Annotated in this window: 17 protein-coding genes; 9 read left to right on the top strand and 8 right to left on the bottom strand. The window is 64.9% G+C overall.

The annotated features are described in order from the left end of the window. The first annotated feature begins 24 nt into the window (after positions 1-24). The 3 genes from ACFQ3C_RS01215 to ACFQ3C_RS01205 all read left to right on the top strand — a co-directional run bounded on the left by ACFQ3C_RS01215 (position 25) and on the right by ACFQ3C_RS01205 (position 3,806). Entirely contained in the window at positions 25-900 is an 876-nt protein-coding gene (locus ACFQ3C_RS01215) for an alpha/beta fold hydrolase (protein WP_380788417.1), read from the top strand. A gap of 192 nt (positions 901-1,092) precedes the next feature. Further along, positions 1,093-3,051 carry a DNA topoisomerase IV subunit B gene (gene parE, locus ACFQ3C_RS01210; RefSeq protein WP_380788414.1) on the top strand — a complete coding sequence of 653 codons (1,959 nt, stop codon included), beginning with the start codon at positions 1,093-1,095 and terminating at the stop codon, positions 3,049-3,051. A gap of 50 nt (positions 3,052-3,101) precedes the next feature. Further along, positions 3,102-3,806: a DUF1194 domain-containing protein gene (locus ACFQ3C_RS01205; RefSeq protein ID WP_380788410.1), complete on the top strand. Its 705-nt coding sequence runs from the start codon at positions 3,102-3,104 to the stop codon at positions 3,804-3,806. Here the strand turns inward: ACFQ3C_RS01205 and ACFQ3C_RS01200 are convergent. From ACFQ3C_RS01200 to ACFQ3C_RS01190, 3 genes are read right to left on the bottom strand one after another with little or no spacing between them, the layout of a single operon-like run. Continuing rightward, positions 3,803-4,210 carry a c-type cytochrome gene (locus ACFQ3C_RS01200; protein ID WP_380788406.1) on the bottom strand — a complete coding sequence of 136 codons (408 nt, stop codon included), beginning with the start codon at positions 4,208-4,210 and terminating at the stop codon, positions 3,803-3,805. The two genes, ACFQ3C_RS01205 and ACFQ3C_RS01200, sit on opposite strands and share 4 nt — an antisense overlap. Beyond that, the gene (locus ACFQ3C_RS01195) at positions 4,207-4,623 is read right to left on the bottom strand and encodes a c-type cytochrome (RefSeq protein ID WP_380788404.1); all 417 of its coding nucleotides are present in this window, start codon (positions 4,621-4,623) and stop codon (positions 4,207-4,209) included. Before ACFQ3C_RS01195 ends, ACFQ3C_RS01200 begins: the two co-directional genes overlap by 4 nt. Before the next feature lie 28 nt (positions 4,624-4,651). After that, positions 4,652-5,092, bottom strand: coding sequence for a c-type cytochrome (locus tag ACFQ3C_RS01190; protein ID WP_380788402.1), 441 nt, complete (start codon positions 5,090-5,092; stop codon positions 4,652-4,654). 127 nt (positions 5,093-5,219) lie between these two features. Between ACFQ3C_RS01190 and ACFQ3C_RS01185 the strand changes: the two genes are divergently transcribed. Together ACFQ3C_RS01185 and ACFQ3C_RS01180 are read left to right on the top strand one after the other, a co-directional pair. Continuing rightward, the gene (locus ACFQ3C_RS01185; RefSeq protein ID WP_380788400.1) at positions 5,220-5,645 is read left to right on the top strand and encodes a PaaI family thioesterase; all 426 of its coding nucleotides are present in this window, start codon (positions 5,220-5,222) and stop codon (positions 5,643-5,645) included. After that, entirely contained in the window at positions 5,645-6,088 is a 444-nt protein-coding gene (locus tag ACFQ3C_RS01180; RefSeq protein ID WP_380788398.1) for a DMT family transporter, read from the top strand. The genes ACFQ3C_RS01185 and ACFQ3C_RS01180 overlap by 1 nt, the downstream gene beginning before the upstream one ends. Here ACFQ3C_RS01180 and ACFQ3C_RS01175 read toward each other — a convergent pair. From ACFQ3C_RS01175 to proS, 4 genes are all read right to left on the bottom strand, one after another. Further along, entirely contained in the window at positions 6,085-6,771 is a 687-nt protein-coding gene (locus tag ACFQ3C_RS01175) for a DUF3047 domain-containing protein (protein ID WP_380788396.1), read from the bottom strand. The genes ACFQ3C_RS01180 and ACFQ3C_RS01175 overlap by 4 nt on opposite strands. 92 nt (positions 6,772-6,863) lie before the next feature. After that, positions 6,864-7,550 carry an ABC transporter ATP-binding protein gene (locus ACFQ3C_RS01170; RefSeq protein WP_380788394.1) on the bottom strand — a complete coding sequence of 229 codons (687 nt, stop codon included), beginning with the start codon at positions 7,548-7,550 and terminating at the stop codon, positions 6,864-6,866. Beyond that, positions 7,543-8,835 (bottom strand): lipoprotein-releasing ABC transporter permease subunit, encoded by a 1,293-nt coding sequence (locus ACFQ3C_RS01165; protein WP_380788392.1) that lies wholly within the window; start codon positions 8,833-8,835, stop codon positions 7,543-7,545. The genes ACFQ3C_RS01170 and ACFQ3C_RS01165 overlap by 8 nt, the downstream gene beginning before the upstream one ends. A 138-nt stretch (positions 8,836-8,973) precedes the next feature. Continuing rightward, on the bottom strand, positions 8,974-10,305 hold the full coding sequence (gene proS / locus ACFQ3C_RS01160) for a proline--tRNA ligase (protein ID WP_380788389.1): 1,332 nt from the start codon (positions 10,303-10,305) through the stop codon (positions 8,974-8,976). 415 nt (positions 10,306-10,720) lie between these two features. Here proS and ACFQ3C_RS01155 point away from each other — a divergent pair, with 415 nt between their 5' ends. From ACFQ3C_RS01155 to ACFQ3C_RS01140, 4 genes are read left to right on the top strand one after another with little or no spacing between them, the layout of a single operon-like run. Next, positions 10,721-11,788 carry an AI-2E family transporter gene (locus ACFQ3C_RS01155; RefSeq protein WP_380788387.1) on the top strand — a complete coding sequence of 356 codons (1,068 nt, stop codon included), beginning with the start codon at positions 10,721-10,723 and terminating at the stop codon, positions 11,786-11,788. Next, positions 11,788-12,504, top strand: a complete 717-nt coding sequence (locus ACFQ3C_RS01150) for a chromosomal replication initiator DnaA (RefSeq protein WP_380788385.1) — start codon at positions 11,788-11,790, stop codon at positions 12,502-12,504. The genes ACFQ3C_RS01155 and ACFQ3C_RS01150 overlap by 1 nt, the downstream gene beginning before the upstream one ends. A 34-nt stretch (positions 12,505-12,538) precedes the next feature. Beyond that, positions 12,539-14,713 carry an RNA degradosome polyphosphate kinase gene (locus tag ACFQ3C_RS01145; protein ID WP_380788383.1) on the top strand — a complete coding sequence of 725 codons (2,175 nt, stop codon included), beginning with the start codon at positions 12,539-12,541 and terminating at the stop codon, positions 14,711-14,713. 50 nt (positions 14,714-14,763) lie between these two features. Beyond that, a complete protein-coding gene (locus tag ACFQ3C_RS01140) occupies positions 14,764-16,308 on the top strand; it encodes a Ppx/GppA family phosphatase (protein WP_380788381.1) in 1,545 nt (514 codons plus the stop codon). Between the two features lie 15 nt (positions 16,309-16,323). Here the strand turns inward: ACFQ3C_RS01140 and ACFQ3C_RS01135 are convergent, their stop codons facing one another. Further along, the gene (locus ACFQ3C_RS01135; RefSeq protein ID WP_380788379.1) at positions 16,324-16,728 is read right to left on the bottom strand and encodes a hypothetical protein; all 405 of its coding nucleotides are present in this window, start codon (positions 16,726-16,728) and stop codon (positions 16,324-16,326) included. Between the last annotated feature and the right edge of the window lie 27 nt (positions 16,729-16,755).

Here is a 16,755-nt window from a genome sequence, read left to right as displayed (position 1 = left end):
CCCCGACCCAAGCGGGAACGCCTCATGCAAAGCCATCACGTCAACCTGAATGGCAAACCCTTCCACTACCGCGCATGGGGTCCCCCCGATGCGCCGATCCTGTTGATGCTGCATGGTTTTCCCGAATATTCCGGCGCCTGGGCCGAACTGGCGGAGCGCCTGTCCGACCGCTTCCGCTGCATCGCGCCCGATCAGCGCGGCTATGGCCAAAGCTGGGCCCCGGCGGAGGTGCGCGACTATGCCACCGGCAAGCTGGTCGGCGACATGGTGGCGCTGATCGACCACCTGGGCGGCGGGCCGGTCACGGTCCTGGGCCATGACTGGGGCGCATCGGTCGCCTATGTGCTGGCGATCAGGCACCCGGACAAGGTCGAACGCCTGATCATCGTGAACGGCGTGCACCCCGCCCCCTTCCAGCGCGAGATGGCCAGGGGCGGCGCGCAATCGGAGGCCTCGCAATATATCCTGTGGCTGCGGCGCGACGGGTCCGAGGACCGCCTGGCCGAAGATGATTTCGCCAAGCTGATGGACCTTTTCTCGGCCCGGATGGACCTGTCCTGGATGACGCCCGCGAAACTGGCGGAGTACAAGGCGGAATGGGCCCGGCCCGGCCGGATGCGCGGCATGGTCAACTGGTATCGCGCCTCGCCCCTGCAGGTGGCGCCCCCCGGACAGCCCATCACCGATCTGCCCGCCCTGCCGCGCGATCAGCTGACCCTGCGCCAGCCGCATTTGCTGATCTGGGGGACTGGCGACACGGCGCTGCTGACCGATTGCCTGGACGGGCTGCGCGACTATGCCCCCGATCTGACCATCCGCCAGATCGACGGTGCCGATCACTGGATCTGCCACCAGAAGCCCGACGCGGTCGCCGCGATCATCCGCGACTGGCTGGCGTGAGGCGCGCTTGCGCTTTGGATATTTGCAGCAAGAAGAAGCAGGGCCGCCCTTGACTTCATCTTTCCTCAAATACTCATGACAACAGCCAAGCCAAGGCGCATCATTCACGCCCCATCGGGGCCAAGACCGCTTTCCCCTCCCGCGACCTTCTGACATACTGCCTGCCAACCCATAAAAAGAAGCAGCAGCAGCATGGCCAACGATCTTCTGACCGGAACCGCCCCCGACGATTACAACGCCTCTTCCATCGAAGTCCTTGAAGGGCTGGAACCGGTCCGCAAGCGCCCCGGCATGTATATCGGCGGCACGGACGAGCGCGCGCTGCATCACCTTGTGGCGGAAGTTCTGGACAACTCGATGGACGAGGCCGTTGCCGGTCATGCCAACCGCATCGAGGTCGAGCTGCACGAGGATTACAGCGTCACCATCCGCGACAACGGGCGCGGCATCCCGATCGACCCGCATCCCAAGTTTCCCGACAAAAGCGCGCTGGAGGTCATCCTGTGCACGCTGCATGCGGGCGGCAAGTTTTCCGGCAAGGCCTATCAGACCTCGGGCGGTCTGCATGGTGTGGGCGCATCCGTGGTCAACGCGCTGTCGGATACGATGGTGGTCCAGGTCGCCCGCAACAAGGAGCTTTACGAGCAGCGGTTTTCCCGCGGCATCCCCCTGGGTCCGATCCAGAAAGTGGGGGCCGCACCCAACCGCCGCGGCACCACCGTGACATTTCATGCCGACGAGCAGATCTTCGGCCATCACCGTTTCAAGCCCGCGCGCCTGTTCAAGTCGATCCGGTCCAAGGCCTATCTGTTCTCGGGCGTGGAAATCCGCTGGAAATCCGCCATCAATGACGGCGAAACCCCGCAAGACGCGGTGTTCCACTTTCCCGGCGGCCTGTCCGATTACCTCAGCGAGACGCTCGGCACTGCCTCGACCTATGCGGACCGGCCCTTTGCCGGAACGGTCGAGTTCTCCGAAAAGTTCAACGTGCCGGGCAAGGTGGAATGGGCCATCAACTGGACACCCTCGCGTGACGGGTTCATCCAGTCCTATTGCAACACGGTTCCCACGCCGGAAGGCGGCACCCATGAGGCCGGGTTCTGGGCCGCGATCCTCAAGGGCATCCGCGCCTATGGCGAGCTGGTCAACAACCGCAAGGCCAAGGAAATCACCCGTGAGGATCTGATCACCGGGGGCTGTGCGCTGGTCAGCTGTTTCATCAGCGAGCCTGAATTCGTGGGCCAGACCAAGGACCGGCTGGCCACGATGGAGGCGGCCCGCCTGGTCGAAAACTCGGTACGGGACCATTTCGACAACTGGCTGGCCGCCGATACCAAATCCGCAGGCGCGATCCTTGATTTCCTGGTCCTGCGCGCCGAAGAACGGCTGCGCCGCCGCCAGGAAAAGGAAACCCAGCGCAAGACCGCCACCAAGAAACTGCGCCTGCCGGGCAAGCTGGTGGATTGCACATCCTCGACCCGCGAGGGCACAGAGCTCTTCATCGTCGAGGGCGACAGCGCGGGCGGGTCCGCCAAGATGGCGCGCGACCGCAAGAACCAGGCCCTTTTGCCGCTGCGCGGCAAGATCCTGAACGTGCTGGGGGCAGCCTCCGGCAAGCTGGGCTCGAACCAGGAGATCAGCGACCTCACACAGGCGCTGGGCGTGGGGCTGGGTACCAAGTTCAACATCGACGACCTGCGCTATGACAAGGTCATCATCATGACCGACGCCGATGTGGACGGCGCACATATCGCAGCCCTTCTGATGACCTTCTTCTTCACCCAGATGCGGCCGATGATCGACAAGGGCCACCTGTACCTGGCCTGCCCGCCCCTGTTCCGCCTGACGCAAGGCGCGAAACGCGTCTATTGCATCGACGAGGCGGAAAAGGCGATCTGGCTTGAGAAGGGCCTGGGCGGCAAGGGCAAGATCGATGTCAGTCGCTTCAAGGGCCTGGGCGAGATGGACGCGAAGGACCTCAAGGAAACGACGATGGACCCGGCCAGCCGCAAGCTGATCCGCGTCACCATAGACGAGGATGAACCCGGCGAGACGGGCGACCTGGTCGAACGGCTGATGGGCAAGAAGCCGGAACTGCGTTTCCAGTATATCTCGGAAAATGCCCGCTTCGTCGAGGAACTGGATGTGTAAGGGGCAATGCCCCCTACCCAACATGCACGCCTGTCCTATAGCATAATGACATGCGCCACCTGATCATCGCCCTGATCCTGACCCTTGCCGCACTGCCATTGCAGGCGCAGGATACGGATCTGGAACTTGTGCTGATGGCCGATGCATCGGGCAGCATCGACCCGGACGAGCTGTTGCTGCAACGCCGCGGCTACGCGCAAGCCATCACCGACCCCGACGTGATCGCAGCTATCCGCGATACCGCCTATGGCAGCATTGCCGTCACCTATGTGGAATGGGCGGCCAATCAGGCCGTGATCGTGGACTGGATGCGTATCGACGGGCCGGAGGCGGCGGCAATCTTTGCCGCCCAACTGGACAACCCGGTGCGCCGCGCGCTGGGGCGCAACGCGATCGGCGCGGCGTTGCTGCGCGGCAAGCAGCTGATCGAGCAGAACGACATCGACGGCTGGCGGCGTGTCATCGACTTTTCCGGTGACAGCGTGAACAACTGGTCCGGCCCCACGATCGCAGAGGCGCGCGCGCAGGTGCTGGCCGCAGGCATCACGATCAACGGCCTGCCCCTGATGCTGAACGATGACATGGGTCGCGCCGCCACGCTTGAGGCGAATTACCGCGACCAGATCATCGGCGGACCGAACGCCTTTACCCTTCCGACCGCCAGCCGCGATGATTTCGCGGCCGCGGTAAAGCGCAAGCTTATCCTTGAAATCTCGGGCCTCGTTCCGGACAGGGCGCTGGCCTTGCGCGACTAGCGCTGAATGCTTTCCAGGTAGACCAGCAGCGCCGCAAGCGGGCGGGGGACGGGCGACATCTTGCCATCCTCCAGCACCACGGGCACGGTTTCGCCTTCCAGCAGCAGACCGAATTCGGGCATCTTCTCATCCGGGGCGCGGCGCGTGTAGCCGTCGATCACCGACAGCACGCGGGTGCGCGGAAAGACATCACGCTCGCGGAAGGTGATGCGCGTCAGGTCTGGCGGCGCGGGGTCCAGCTGGCGCGCGATCAAGCCATCGCCACGCCCCGAAGCCCCATGACAGACCGCGCAGTTCTGTTCGAACAGGATCTGGCCCTCCACCGGTTCGGGCATGTCGACAGTGGCGCAGGCCACGATCAGGCCAAGCCCCCCGACAGCCAGCCCGCCTATCACCTTGTTCATTTCTGGATCTCCTGCAAATAGAGGACGAGATCGGCAACCGCCCGCCCCATCAGCACAGGTTGTCCCGAAGCCGTCTTCAATGCAACCTCGTCGCCCCGGAACATGGGGCCGTAGACCGGCATGGCACTACCATGGCTGACCAGCGGATCGGACCCGTCGATCCGGCGCACGACACGCAGCAGGGGAAATACACCCCCCTCGGCCGCGCCGAGCCCGGTCAGATCCGTGGGCTGGACCAGCAGCACCGGCGACATCGGCCCCGCGCCGGTCCCGTCGATCCCGTGACAGGTGGCGCAATACCATTGGTAGAGGGCACCGCCCTCGGCTGCATCCTGAGCGCGGCCCGGCACCGGCAGCAGGGCAAACGCAAGGCCAAAAAAGCCAGCCAGTGTCGTCAGCCGTATCGAGCGCATGGAAATTCCCCTTCCGCTGAGGCAACGCTTATGGGCGCTGCAGGCTTTCCAGATAGGTCACAACCTCTGCCAGACGCATCGGCATCACCTCCTCACCCCCGTCTGCCCGTGGCACGGACACATCCGGGCCATCCAGCAGCGGGCTGAACTCCGGCATCAGATCGGCCTCGTGCTTGCCGGAAAAGCCATAGACCGTATCGGCCACCGCACGCAGCGGGAACACCCCGCCGTTGCGGGTGGAAATCAGGGTCAGATCGGGTGGCGGCACCTCAAGTTCCGGCGCGATCGGCCCGTCGCCCAAGGCGCGGCTGCCATGGCAGATGGCGCAATAATCCTGATAGGCGGCGGCACCGGGCGACGGGGCTGGCTTGGGCCCGCACCCTGCCAGCAGCACCCCCGACGCAAGCGTCAGCAGCGCCAGCCCGACGGGGCGGATGGGGCGGATGGGTCGCCTCAAAGGATCACGCATTCTGGCCTCCCTTTGCCTTTGGCCAAGTCTGCGCCAAACCTGGCGCAACCACATTGATCTGGATCATGGCTTGCAAATCCCCCAAGCCACGGCATTCTGAACCGGGACAGGACGAAAGGTCAGGCGCATGTTCGGAAAAAACGAGGCGCAAGCCTTCCTGGCAGATGCGTTCGCGCCCTGGGTACAGGCACTTGACCTGACCGTGGACGAGATCGACCCCGAGGGCCGCGCCGTAGTGTCAATGCCCATCACCGCGGACATCGCCCGCATGGGTGGCATCGTCTGCGGTCAATCGCTGGCGACGCTGGCCGATACCGCGATGGTCCTGTCGACAGCCGCCCATTTCGGCGCCCCCCGCGATGTGGCGACCACCAACCTCGACACCCAGTTCCTGAGTGCCGGGCGCGGGGCGCGCATTCGCTGTACGGCGCGCATCACCCGCGCGGGCCGCTCGCTGATCTTTGCCCAGGCCGATCTGGTCGCCCTGCCCGACGGCAAGCCCGTCGCCAGCGCATCCGCCACCTTCTTTGTCCCGGAGAAAGCCCCCCGATGATGCCCCCCACCACCGCCTATGCCCTGACGATGCTGGCTGCCGGGATCGGCATTCCCATCCTTGCGGCACTGAACTCCAGCCTTGGCAGCAGACTTGGCTCCCCGGTTGCCGCAGCCACAATCCTGTTCAGTGTGGCGCTGGCCGCAACGCTGATCGTTCTTGCGCTGAAAGGCGCCCCCGCCCTTGCAGCCGTGATCGCCGCGCCAAAGCACCTGTTCCTGGCGGGGCTTCTGGTGGCCTTCTACATCCTGTCGATCACCTTCATCGCGCCGAAATTCGGCATCGGCAATGCGGTTTTCTTCGTGCTGCTGGGCCAGTTGATCAGCGCCGCCCTGATCGATCATTTCGGCCTGTTCGGCGCCCGCATCAGCCCGTTGTCGCTGTCACGTGCGGTTGGGATCGCCTTGATGGCCGGTGGCGTTTTTCTGACGCAGCAAGCCTAGCGGATCACCATCTCGCTGATCCAGGCGCGGACCGCGGTCTTGGTATCGTCGCTGTCGGCCGATACGGCGATGCCCACCAGCGCCTCTGGCGCGCCGCCAAAGATCCGGGCGTAATCCGCCGCAAGATCCACCGCCTCGGGATGCGCGCCGGTCCCGGCACCGCGCAGGATCAGGGACTTGCCGCGCGCGGCCAGGTAGGGGCTGTCAAGCACCGCGCCGCGTGGCTGATCCCCGCCCCAGACATAGACCAGCATCCGTGCATTGCGATTGCCCAGCAGGCTGCGCAGGCGCGGATCGGGGCCGGCACGGCGGGCGGATGCCTCGTCCATGAACACGAAATAGATCGAGATATTGCGATCATCACCGCCCTTGCGGCGCAGGTCCGTGGGCGGCACGGATTGTTCGACCCCCCAGCGCCAACTTGCGCTGCGCGCGCGCCACCGGCTTTCGGGTAACGCGGTATAGAGCACCGACACAGCCTGATCCGATACGATATCCAGCCGGTTGCCAAGCGCCCCATAGCTGTTGGCGCTCAGCCTTGGAAAGCTCTGCTCGCGCCAATCCGGGGTGAATGGCAGCGGGTCGGCCCGGACCACGGACACCAACACCGACACCGACACCGCCACCGCCAGGGCCAAACCGACCAAGACGGCAGGAAAGGGAAAGCGAAAGACGACAGCCATGCAATGCTCCGCACCAGGTTGGCCACAAACCTAGCGCAAGCCGCGATCACCTGCGCGACACTTCTGCGTGACATCCCCGCCCCGATGGCCGGCTACAGCCCTTCGGCCAGATGCCCCTTGTCCAGCCGCAGCACACGGTCCATCCGCGCGGCCAGGTCCAGGTTATGCGTCGCGATCAGGGCAGACAGGCCGGTGCCGCGCACCAGTTCCATCAGCGTGCCGAACACCTGGTCCGAGGTGGCCGGATCCAGGTTCCCCGTCGGCTCGTCCGCCAGCAACAGCCGCGGCGCATTCGCCAGCGCCCGGCAGAAGGCCACGCGCTGCTGCTCGCCACCCGACAGGGCCGCGGGACGGTGATCGGCCCGCGCCGCGATGCCCACCCGCGTCAGCAGGTCATAGGCACAGCTGCGCGCCTCGTCGCGCGGCACGCCATTGGCAAGCTGCGGCAATACGATGTTCTCCAGCGCGGAAAATTCCGGCAACAGGTGGTGAAACTGGTAGATGAAGCCCACATCGGCCCGCCGCACCGCCGTGCGCCGCCGATCCGACAGGCCGACCATCTCGGCCCCGCCGATCCGCACCGATCCCGCATCGGGCGTATCCAGCAGCCCGGCAATATGCAAAAGCGTCGACTTGCCCGCGCCGGAGGGCGCGACCAGCGCCACAACCTCGCCCCGCGCGACTGTCAGATCGACTCCTTGCAGTACCTGCACGGCATTGGGTTTGCCCCGGTTGTAGGTCTTTTCCACGCCCTGCAGCGCCAGTACCACCTCACTCATAGCGCAGCGCCTCGACCGGGTTCATCCGTGCGGCGCGGCGCGCGGGAAAGATCGTCACCACGAAGGACAGGCCCAGCGACAGCGCCACCGCAGACAGCACATCACCCAGCTGCAGCTTGGCCGGCAGCGCATAGATCCCGCGCACGGCCGGGTCCCAGACGCCGCCGCCCGCCACGTAGTTCACGAAGGAAAAGATCGGATCGATATAGATGGCGAACAAGCAGCCAAGGATGACCCCCGCCGCCGTGCCGATGATGCCGGTAAAGGCGCCGCAGATGAAAAAGACCCGCAGCACCGCGCCCTCGGTCAGGCCCATGGTCCGCAGGATGCCGATATCGCGGCCTTTGTTTTTGACCAGCATGATCAAACCAGAAACGATGTTCATCGCCGCAATCAGCACCAGGATCGACAGGATCACGAACATCACGTTATCCTCGATATCCAGCGCGCGCAGGAAACCGCCGCTGGCGTCGCGCCATGTCCAGACCTGGGCGCGCGGCCCCGCCGCCTCCAGCAAGGCAAACTCCAGCATGTCGACCCGTTCCGGCGCCGCGACCATCACCTCGATCTCGTCGGCCGTGCCCTCGCGGTTGAAATAGCTCTGCGCCTCGGCGAAGGGCAGATAGACACGGGTGCGGTCGATGTCCCAGCGCCCGGCGGTAAAGACATAGACCACCTCATAGGCCTTGACCCTGGGGCTGGTGCCGAAGGCGGTCTTGACCCCGTCGGGAGAGATCAGTCTGATCCGGTCGCCCAGGCCGATCCCAAGTTCGCGCGCCACACCCGACCCGATGGCGATGCCCTCGTCGAACCGCGCAAGATCGCCCTGCGCCTGCGCCTGGTCGCCGCCAACGCGCGGGATGCCGCGCAGATCGTCGGCGCGGATGCCGAACACCTCGATCCCCGCGTTGCGCCCGCCCGCATTGGCCATCACCTGCCCCTTGATCAGGGGCGCGGTCCGGGTCACGCCGGGCACGCCGCGCAGGGCCGCGGCCATCGTCTCGTAATCGGTCAGGCTGCGGTCGATGCGCCCCGATACGGGGTCGATGCGCCCCGCCTCGTATACGGTGACATGTGCATTGGCACCCAGGATCGTATCGACGAATTCCGCCCGGAAACCCGACCGGACCGCCAGCGTGGCGATCAATGCGAAAACCGCAAGCGTGATCCCGATCAGGCTGATCCAGGTCATCACCGACACGCCACCCTCGGCGCGCCGCGCGCGCAGATAGCGCCAGGCGATCATCCATTCGAAACCCGCGAAAGGCGGCGTTGTTCCTGCCATCGGCTGCTCCCTACCTGCCCTGTAACCTGTGCGGCGCGGGGGCCGGGGTCAAGACGCGCGGCGCAGATCGCTGCCACCGCGCGTCAATTCTTCTTGCCTCAAATATCCATGGCGCCACGGCAGCCCCGGACACTCCGGTCAGCCATAGATCGCCGTGATGCGCGCAATCGCGGCCTCGGGCGTCAGTTCCTCGCTCTCGCCTGTCCGGCGCGAGGTCAGCTCGACCACACCCGCCGCAAGGCCGCGCGGGCCCACGGTAATCCGCCAGGGCAGGCCGATCAGGTCCATGGTGGCGAACTTGGCGCCGGCGCGTTCGTCGCGATCGTCGTAAAGCGGCTCCAGCCCGGCGGCGGTCAGCGCCTTGTAAAGCCCCTCGCAGGCCGCGTCGGCGGCAGCATCGCCCTGCTTGAGGTTGACGATCCCGCAATGGAAAGGCGTGACACCCTCGGGCCAGATGATGCCCTTGTCGTCATGGCTGGCCTCGATGATCGCACCCACAAGACGGCTGACGCCGATACCGTGGCTGCCCATGTGCACCGGCACCTTGCTGCCCTCGGCGGTCTGGACGGTGGCGCCCATCGCTTCGGAATATTTGGTGCCGAAATAGAAGATCTGCCCCACCTCGATGCCGCGCGCGGTGCGGCGGCGCTCCTCGGGAATGGCGTTGAACAGCGCCCCGTCATGGGTCTCGTCGGTGCGCGCATAGCGGCTGGTGAATTCCTCCAGCACGGCGCGGCACTGATCCACGCTGTCGTAATCGATCTCGCGGTCGCCGAATTTCAGATCGGTGATCTGGCTGTCATAGAACACCTCGGACTCGCCGGTTTCTGCCAGCACCAGGAATTCATGGGTGTCATCGCCGCCGATCGGCCCGCTATCCGCGCGCATCGGGATCGCCTGCAGGCCCATCCGCTCGTAGGTCCGCAGATAGCTGACCAGATGGCGGTTATAGGCATGCAGCGCCGCATCCTTGTCCACGTCGAAGTTGTAACCGTCCTTCATCAGGAACTCGCGGCCGCGCATCACGCCGAACCGGGGGCGCATCTCGTCGCGGAATTTCCACTGGATGTGATAGAGGGTCAGCGGCAGGTCCTTGTAGCTGCCCACATGGGCGCGGAAGATGTCGGTGATCATCTCCTCGTTGGTGGGACCATAGAGCATGTCGCGGTCCTGCCGGTCGGTGATGCGCAGCATCTCCTGCCCGTAATCGTCATAGCGACCGCTTTCGCGCCACAGGTCCGCCGGTTGCAGCGTCGGCATCAGCATCGGGATATGGCCCGCGCGGATCTGTTCCTCGTGCACGATCTGTTCGATCCGGCGCAGCACCTTGTAGCCAAGCGGCAGCCAGGAATAGATCCCGGCGGCGCTTTGCTTGATCATGCCCGCCCGCAGCATCAGCCGATGGCTGACAATCTGCGCCTCGGCGGGGTTTTCTTTCAGAACAGGCAGGAAGTAGCGCGTCAGACGCATGATGGACCCCTCGGGAATGGCATTTGCGCCGGTTTAGGGCAGAGGGGCGGATCAGGCAAGCAGGATGGCAGCGGATCGTGACGGCCAGGCGCCTGGGTGCCGGGCAGAGAAGTGGCCGGGCCGTTGGCGGCGCCATCACGCAAGCAACGGCACCGCCTGTCCGCAACCACAAAACGAAGCGCCTTGCGAAAGGCGCTTCGCCGCGAAACTGGCACATACCACACTGGTCCCAGTTGATGCGGCATTCCTAGCCCATAGGATAGTACGGGATTCCTTACCATTGCCCGTGATCCGCCATGTCGCTGGTCTTGAGGGGCCGGCGCATATGCAGCGTGCAGGCCCGATATCCCGCAAGGTCGGGACTTGAATTGCGACCCGCGACGCGCGACATAGAACCCAACCGCAAGGAGCGCGCATGGCCCTGCCTGTCAAAGATCAGATCCGTTACTGGGGCATCGCCACGGCGGCCTTCCTTGTGATCCTTTGGTTTCTCGGGGATGTGATCCTGCCCTTTGTGCTGGGCGGGGCCATTGCCTATTTCCTCGACCCGGTGGCCGACAGGATCGAACGTCTGGGGGCATCGCGGGCCGTGGCGACAACGGTCATCACGCTCAGCGCGGTCCTGGTCTTCGTGTTGATGGCCCTGCTGGTGGTGCCCCTTCTTGTCCAGCAGGCCGTATCGCTGTTCGACATCGCGCCAAAGCTGTTCCAGGACCTTCAGGCCTTTCTGACCACGAAATTCCCCTCGATCGTGGATCAGGAGTCGGTGCTGCGCCAGTCGCTGATCTCGGTCGGCGAGACGATCCGCGAGCGCGGCGGCGAGTTGCTGAACACGGTGCTGACCTCGGTCAACTCGCTTGTGGGCATCGTTCTGCTGTTCGTGATCGTGCCGGTTGTGGCCTTCTACCTGCTCTATGACTGGGACAACATGGTGGCCCGGATCGACGACCTGCTGCCGCGCGATCATGCGCCCACGATCCGCCTGCTTGCCGCCGAGATCGACCGCACGCTGGCCAGCTTCATTCGCGGCATGGGCACGGTCAGCCTGATTCTGGGCACCTATTACGCGGTGGCACTGATGGTGGTGGGGCTGCAATTCGGCCTGATTGTCGGGGCGCTGGCGGGGCTGGTGACATTCATACCCTATGTCGGCGCGCTGGTCGGCGGGGCGCTGGCCATCGGCCTTGCCCTGTTCCAGTTCTGGGGCGACTGGATGTCGATCGGCCTGGTCGCGGGGATTTTCGTCCTGGGACAGGTGGTAGAGGGCAATGTCCTGACGCCCCGGCTTGTCGGCACTTCGGTCGGCCTGCACCCGGTCTGGCTGATCTTCGCGCTGTCGGTCTTCGGGTCGCTCTTCGGTTTCGTCGGCATGCTGGTGGCCGTGCCCGTCGCTGCGGTGATCGGCGTCGTCGCCCGCTTCGGGATCGGCGGTTACAAGCGCAGCCTGCTCTATCGCGGCATCGACCTGCACAGGGAAGACTGATGCATCGGCAACTCAGCTTCGATCTGCCGGTGCGCGCCGCACTGGGCCGCGAGGATTTTTTCGTCACCCCCGCCAATGCCATGGCTGTCGCCCTGATCGAGGGCTGGCAGGGCTGGCCGGGGCGCAAGCTGGTGCTGGAAGGTCCGAAAGCCTCGGGAAAGACGCATCTGGCCCATGTCTGGGCGCAGACCTCGGGCGCGCGGATCGTGCAGGCCTCGACACTGGCGCAGGCCGACATTCCCGCCCTGGCCCGTGGGCATGTCGCGGTCGAGGACGTACCCGCCATCGCCGGAAATGCAGCGGCGGAACAGGCCTTGTTCCATCTGCACAACCTTGTTCTGGCCGAGGGGCGCACCCTGCTGCTGACCGCGGATCGCCCTGCCGCCCGCTGGGGCCTTGTGCTGCCTGACCTGGCCAGCCGGATGCAGGGCACGACCGCCACACGGCTTGACGCGCCCGATGATCGCCTGCTGACGGCCGTTCTGGCCAAGCTCTTTGCCGATCGTCAGCTTGTCCCGACGCCAGAGACGATCCCCTACCTGGTCACGCATATGAACCGCGCCTTCGACAGCGCGCAGGCGCTGGTCGCGGCAATGGATGCCGCGGCTCTGGGTCAAGGCCGCCCGCTGAACCGCAAGCTGGCCGCAGAGGTGCTGGAACAGGTCATGCAACCGGGCCTGCTGGACAATTCCCCCGACCAAGGGCAGCATCGGTAATCAAACCGTCACAATCAGGCAGCATAAGCCGCTCATGACACATGCAGATTTCCTCAAGGCGCCATTCGATCCCCCGGTCGAGATCCAGGATCTGGACCTGACCGGACCGGGCCGTTTCTACAACCGCGAACTCAGCTGGCTGGGCTTCAACTGGCGCGTGCTGGAAGAGGCGGAAAATCCCCGCGTGCCGCTGCTGGAGCGGCTGCGTTTTCTGTCCATCTCGGCCACGAACCTTGATGAATTCTATACCGTGCGTGTGGCGGGTCTGCGCGAGCTGGCCCATGCCGGCAACACGACGCCCGCGGCGGATGGGTTGACCCCCGCCGAACAGCTGGTGCTGATCAACGAGGATGCCCGCCACCTGATGCAGCGCCAGCAATCCGTCTTCGACGAGCTGCGCCGCCAGATGGAGGTTGAGCGGATCACCATCCTGGACCGCAACACCCTGTCGGACGAGGATCGCATCACGCTTGAGGCGATCTTTCTCAACAACGTCTTTCCGGTGCTGTCGCCGCTGGCCATCGACCCTGCACACCCCTTTCCCTTCATCCCGAACACCGGCTTCAGCCTTGCGTTGCAACTGCAGCGCCGCCGCGACAAGCGGCCGCTGCGCGCGCTGCTGCCGATCCCCGCGCAGATCGCGCGCTTCGTGCCCCTGCCCGCCCCCGACGGCGCGCATCGCTTCCTGCCGCTGGAGGATGTGCTGCTGCTGCATGTGGACAGCCTGTTCCCCGGCTATGACCTGAAGGGGCATTGCGCCTTCCGCGTGCTGCGCGACAGCGATCTGGAAGTCGAGGAAGAAGCCGAAGACCTTGTGCGCGAGTTCGAGACCGCCCTGAAGCGCCGCCGCCGCGGCGAGGTGGTGCGCATGAAGATCACCGCCGGCGCCCCCGAGGCGTTGCGAAAGATCATCATGGAAGAGCTTCACGTCGATACCGATGAGGTCGTCGAAGTGGACGGGATGATCGGCATTGCCGATGTCAAGGAACTGGTGCTGGACGCGCGCCCCGATCTGCTGTGGCCCAACTTCACCCCGCGCGTACCCGAACGGGTGCAGGATCACGAGGGCGACATGTTCGCGGCCATGCGCCAGAAGGACATGCTGCTGCATCACCCCTACGAGACCTTCGACATGGTGGTGCGCTTCCTGCAACAGGCTGCGCGCGATCCCGATGTGGTGGCGATCAAGCAAACGCTCTACCGCACCTCGCGCAACTCTCCCATCGTCGAGGCGCTGTGCGAAGCCGCCGAGGATGGCAAATCCGTCACGGCACTGGTCGAACTCAAGGCGCGGTTCGACGAAGCCGCCAACATCCGCCAGTCCCGCCGGCTGGAACGCGCGGGCGCCCATGTGGTTTACGGCTTCATCGATCTGAAAACACACGCGAAAATCAGCACCGTTGTCCGGCGTGAGGGTGATGCGCTGGTGACCTACACCCATTACGGCACCGGCAATTATCACCCGATCACCGCGCGCATCTATACCGATCTGTCACTGTTCACCTGCGATCCGAAGCTGGGGCGCGACGCCACCAAAGTGTTCAACTACCTGTCGGGCTATGCCCAGCCCGAACATCTGGACAACCTGGCGATTTCGCCGATCAGCCTGAAACCGCGCCTGCTGGAGATGATCGCGGCCGAGATCGCACATGCGAAAGAAGGCCGACCCGCCGAGATCTGGGCCAAGATGAACGCGCTGATCGACCCCGAGGTGATCGACGCGCTTTACGCGGCCTCCCAGGGGGGCGTGAAGATCAGCCTGGTGATCCGGGGCATCTGCGGGCTGCGCCCCGGCATCAAGGGTCTGTCGGAAAACATCCGCGTCAAATCCATCATCGGGCGCTTTCTGGAACATTCGCGCATCGTCTGTTTCGGCAACGGGCACGGCCTGCCCTCGAAAAAGGCGCGCGTCTACATCAGTTCGGCCGACTGGATGGGCCGCAACCTGAACCGCCGGGTGGAAACCCTGGTCGAGATCGAGAACCCGACCGTCAAGGCACAGATCGTCAGCCAGATCATGGCGGCCAACATGGCCGATGTGGCGCAAAGCTGGGTCATGCTGCCGGATGGGCATTTCAAACGCGCCGAAGTGCCCGAGGGCGAGTTTGTTTTCAACTGCCATCGCTTCTTCATGGAAAACCCGTCCCTGTCCGGTCGCGGCTCGGCCGGTGCGGGTGACGTGCCGCAACTCACCCACACGGATTATTGACCTTGCCATCCGTTCCGGCGCATTTAGGGGACGGACCAAGGAAAGACGGCATGGACGGCACGACAGACCCCGCCCCGCATGATTGGGGCCCGTTCGGGCGACCCCTGTTCAACGACGCCTCGTCGCGTGCCCTGTCACGGGTGGGTGTTGTCGATGTCGGATCGAACTCGGTGCGCCTTGTGGTGTTTGACGGCGCGGCCCGCTCGCCGGCCTATTTCTACAACGAAAAGATCATGTGCGCGCTTGGGCAGGGTCTGGCTGAAACCGGCCGGCTGAACCCGCAGGGCCGCATCCGCGCGCTGAACGCGCTGCGCCGCTTTCAGAAACTGGCCGATGGAATGGGTATCGCGCCGCTGACAGCCGTGGCCACAGCCGCCATGCGCGAGGCCGAGGACGGCGCCGAATTCCAGGCCCTGATCGAGGCCGAAACCGGCCTGAAGCTCTGGGTCATCGACGGCGAGGAAGAGGCGCGCCTGTCCGCGCAAGGCGTGCTGCTGGGCTGGCCGGGTTCCTATGGGCTGGTCTGCGATATCGGCGGCGCTTCGATGGAGCTTGCGGAAATCGCGGGTGGCATCGTGGGCCGCCGCGTCACCTCGCCGCTGGGGCCGCTGAAACTGAACGCCGTGCCGGGCGGCAAGAAGGGGCGCAAGGCCCATATCAAGACCATTCTTGAAGGGCTGGCCGAAACCCTTGGGCCGCAGAAGAACCGTTTGTTCCTGGTCGGGGGCTCGTGGCGCGCCATTGCACGGATCGACATGGAGCGGCGCGGCTATCCGCTGCATGTTCTGCACGAATACCGCATGAGCGCGAAATCCATCTCGGCCACGATCGACTACATCCGGCAGAACGATCCGGACGAGCTGCGCGCCCGCTGCGGCGTATCCGCAGCCCGGATGGATCTGGTTCCCTTGGCCTGCGAAGTGCTCAAGGCCGTGGTCAAGACCTTCCATCCGCGCGATATCGCCGTCTCAAGCTACGGCATCCGCGAAGGGATGCTGTATGAACAGATGCCGCAATCCCTGCGCGACCGCGATCCCCTGATCGAATCGTGCTATTTCGCCGAGGCCAAGGACGCCCGCATCCCCGGCTTCGGCAAGCAGCTTTACAATTTCATCCTGCCGCTGTTCAAATCCGCCCCCCTTGAACGCAAGCGCCTGATCAAGGCCGCATGCCTGCTGCACGATGTCAGCTGGCGCGCCCATCCCGATTACCGCGCCGAAGTCTGTTTCGACAATGCCACCCGCGCCAACCTGGGCGGGCTGAAACATTCCGAGCGTGTCTTTCTGGGGCTGGCCCTGCTGCATCGCTATTCCAACAAGCGCGAGGGCACCCGGTTCGAGCCGATGTTCCGCCTGCTGGACGAGGCCGCGATCCACCAGGCCGAAATCGTGGGCAAGGCCATGCGTTTCGGCGCGATGCTCTGGCTGCAACGCGATGCGCCCATGGGCGAAATGCGCTGGTTCCCGAAGAAAAAGGTGCTGGAACTGCACCTGACCGAATCCGCCGGCGCGCTTTACGGAGAAGTGGCCGAGGCGCGGTTCATGTCCCTCGCGGCTTCGCTGGGCGCACAGACGGATGTGCGGATCAAAGGCTGAGCCCGGCGCGCGGCGTCAGATGTCGATCTCGCCGTCTTCCGGTGGCGGCAAGGGGCCGCTGTCCGGCTTGCGGCGGATGATGATATCGCCATTGGGCAGAAGTTCCGGCGCCTCATAGGCCGACAGATCGTCGATCCGGCGCAGCAGATCGGCCATGGCTGGCCCCATGTCGCGCATGAATTGCTGCATGGCGGGTCCCATGTCGACCATCAGGTCGCGCAGGTCTTCAAGCGCAGGCTCCATCTCGCGGCGCATGCCCTCAAGAAACATGCGCGCCCCGCGTTCCATCAGGCTCAACCCCTCGTCGCCGGGCTGATCCCCGGTCTCAGGCGGCGCGGGCGCATCGCTGTCCTGCGCCTGGGCGGGGGCAAGTGTCAGGCCAATCGCCAGAAGCGCGGCAAGGGCAAAATCATGTCTCATGCGGCCAATATAGTCGGGATCGCCACC

The organism is Seohaeicola saemankumensis (assembly GCF_042678485.1).
GTDB lineage: Bacteria > Pseudomonadota > Alphaproteobacteria > Rhodobacterales > Rhodobacteraceae > Seohaeicola > Seohaeicola saemankumensis.
This window is presented reverse-complemented; position numbering and strand designations above follow the sequence as displayed.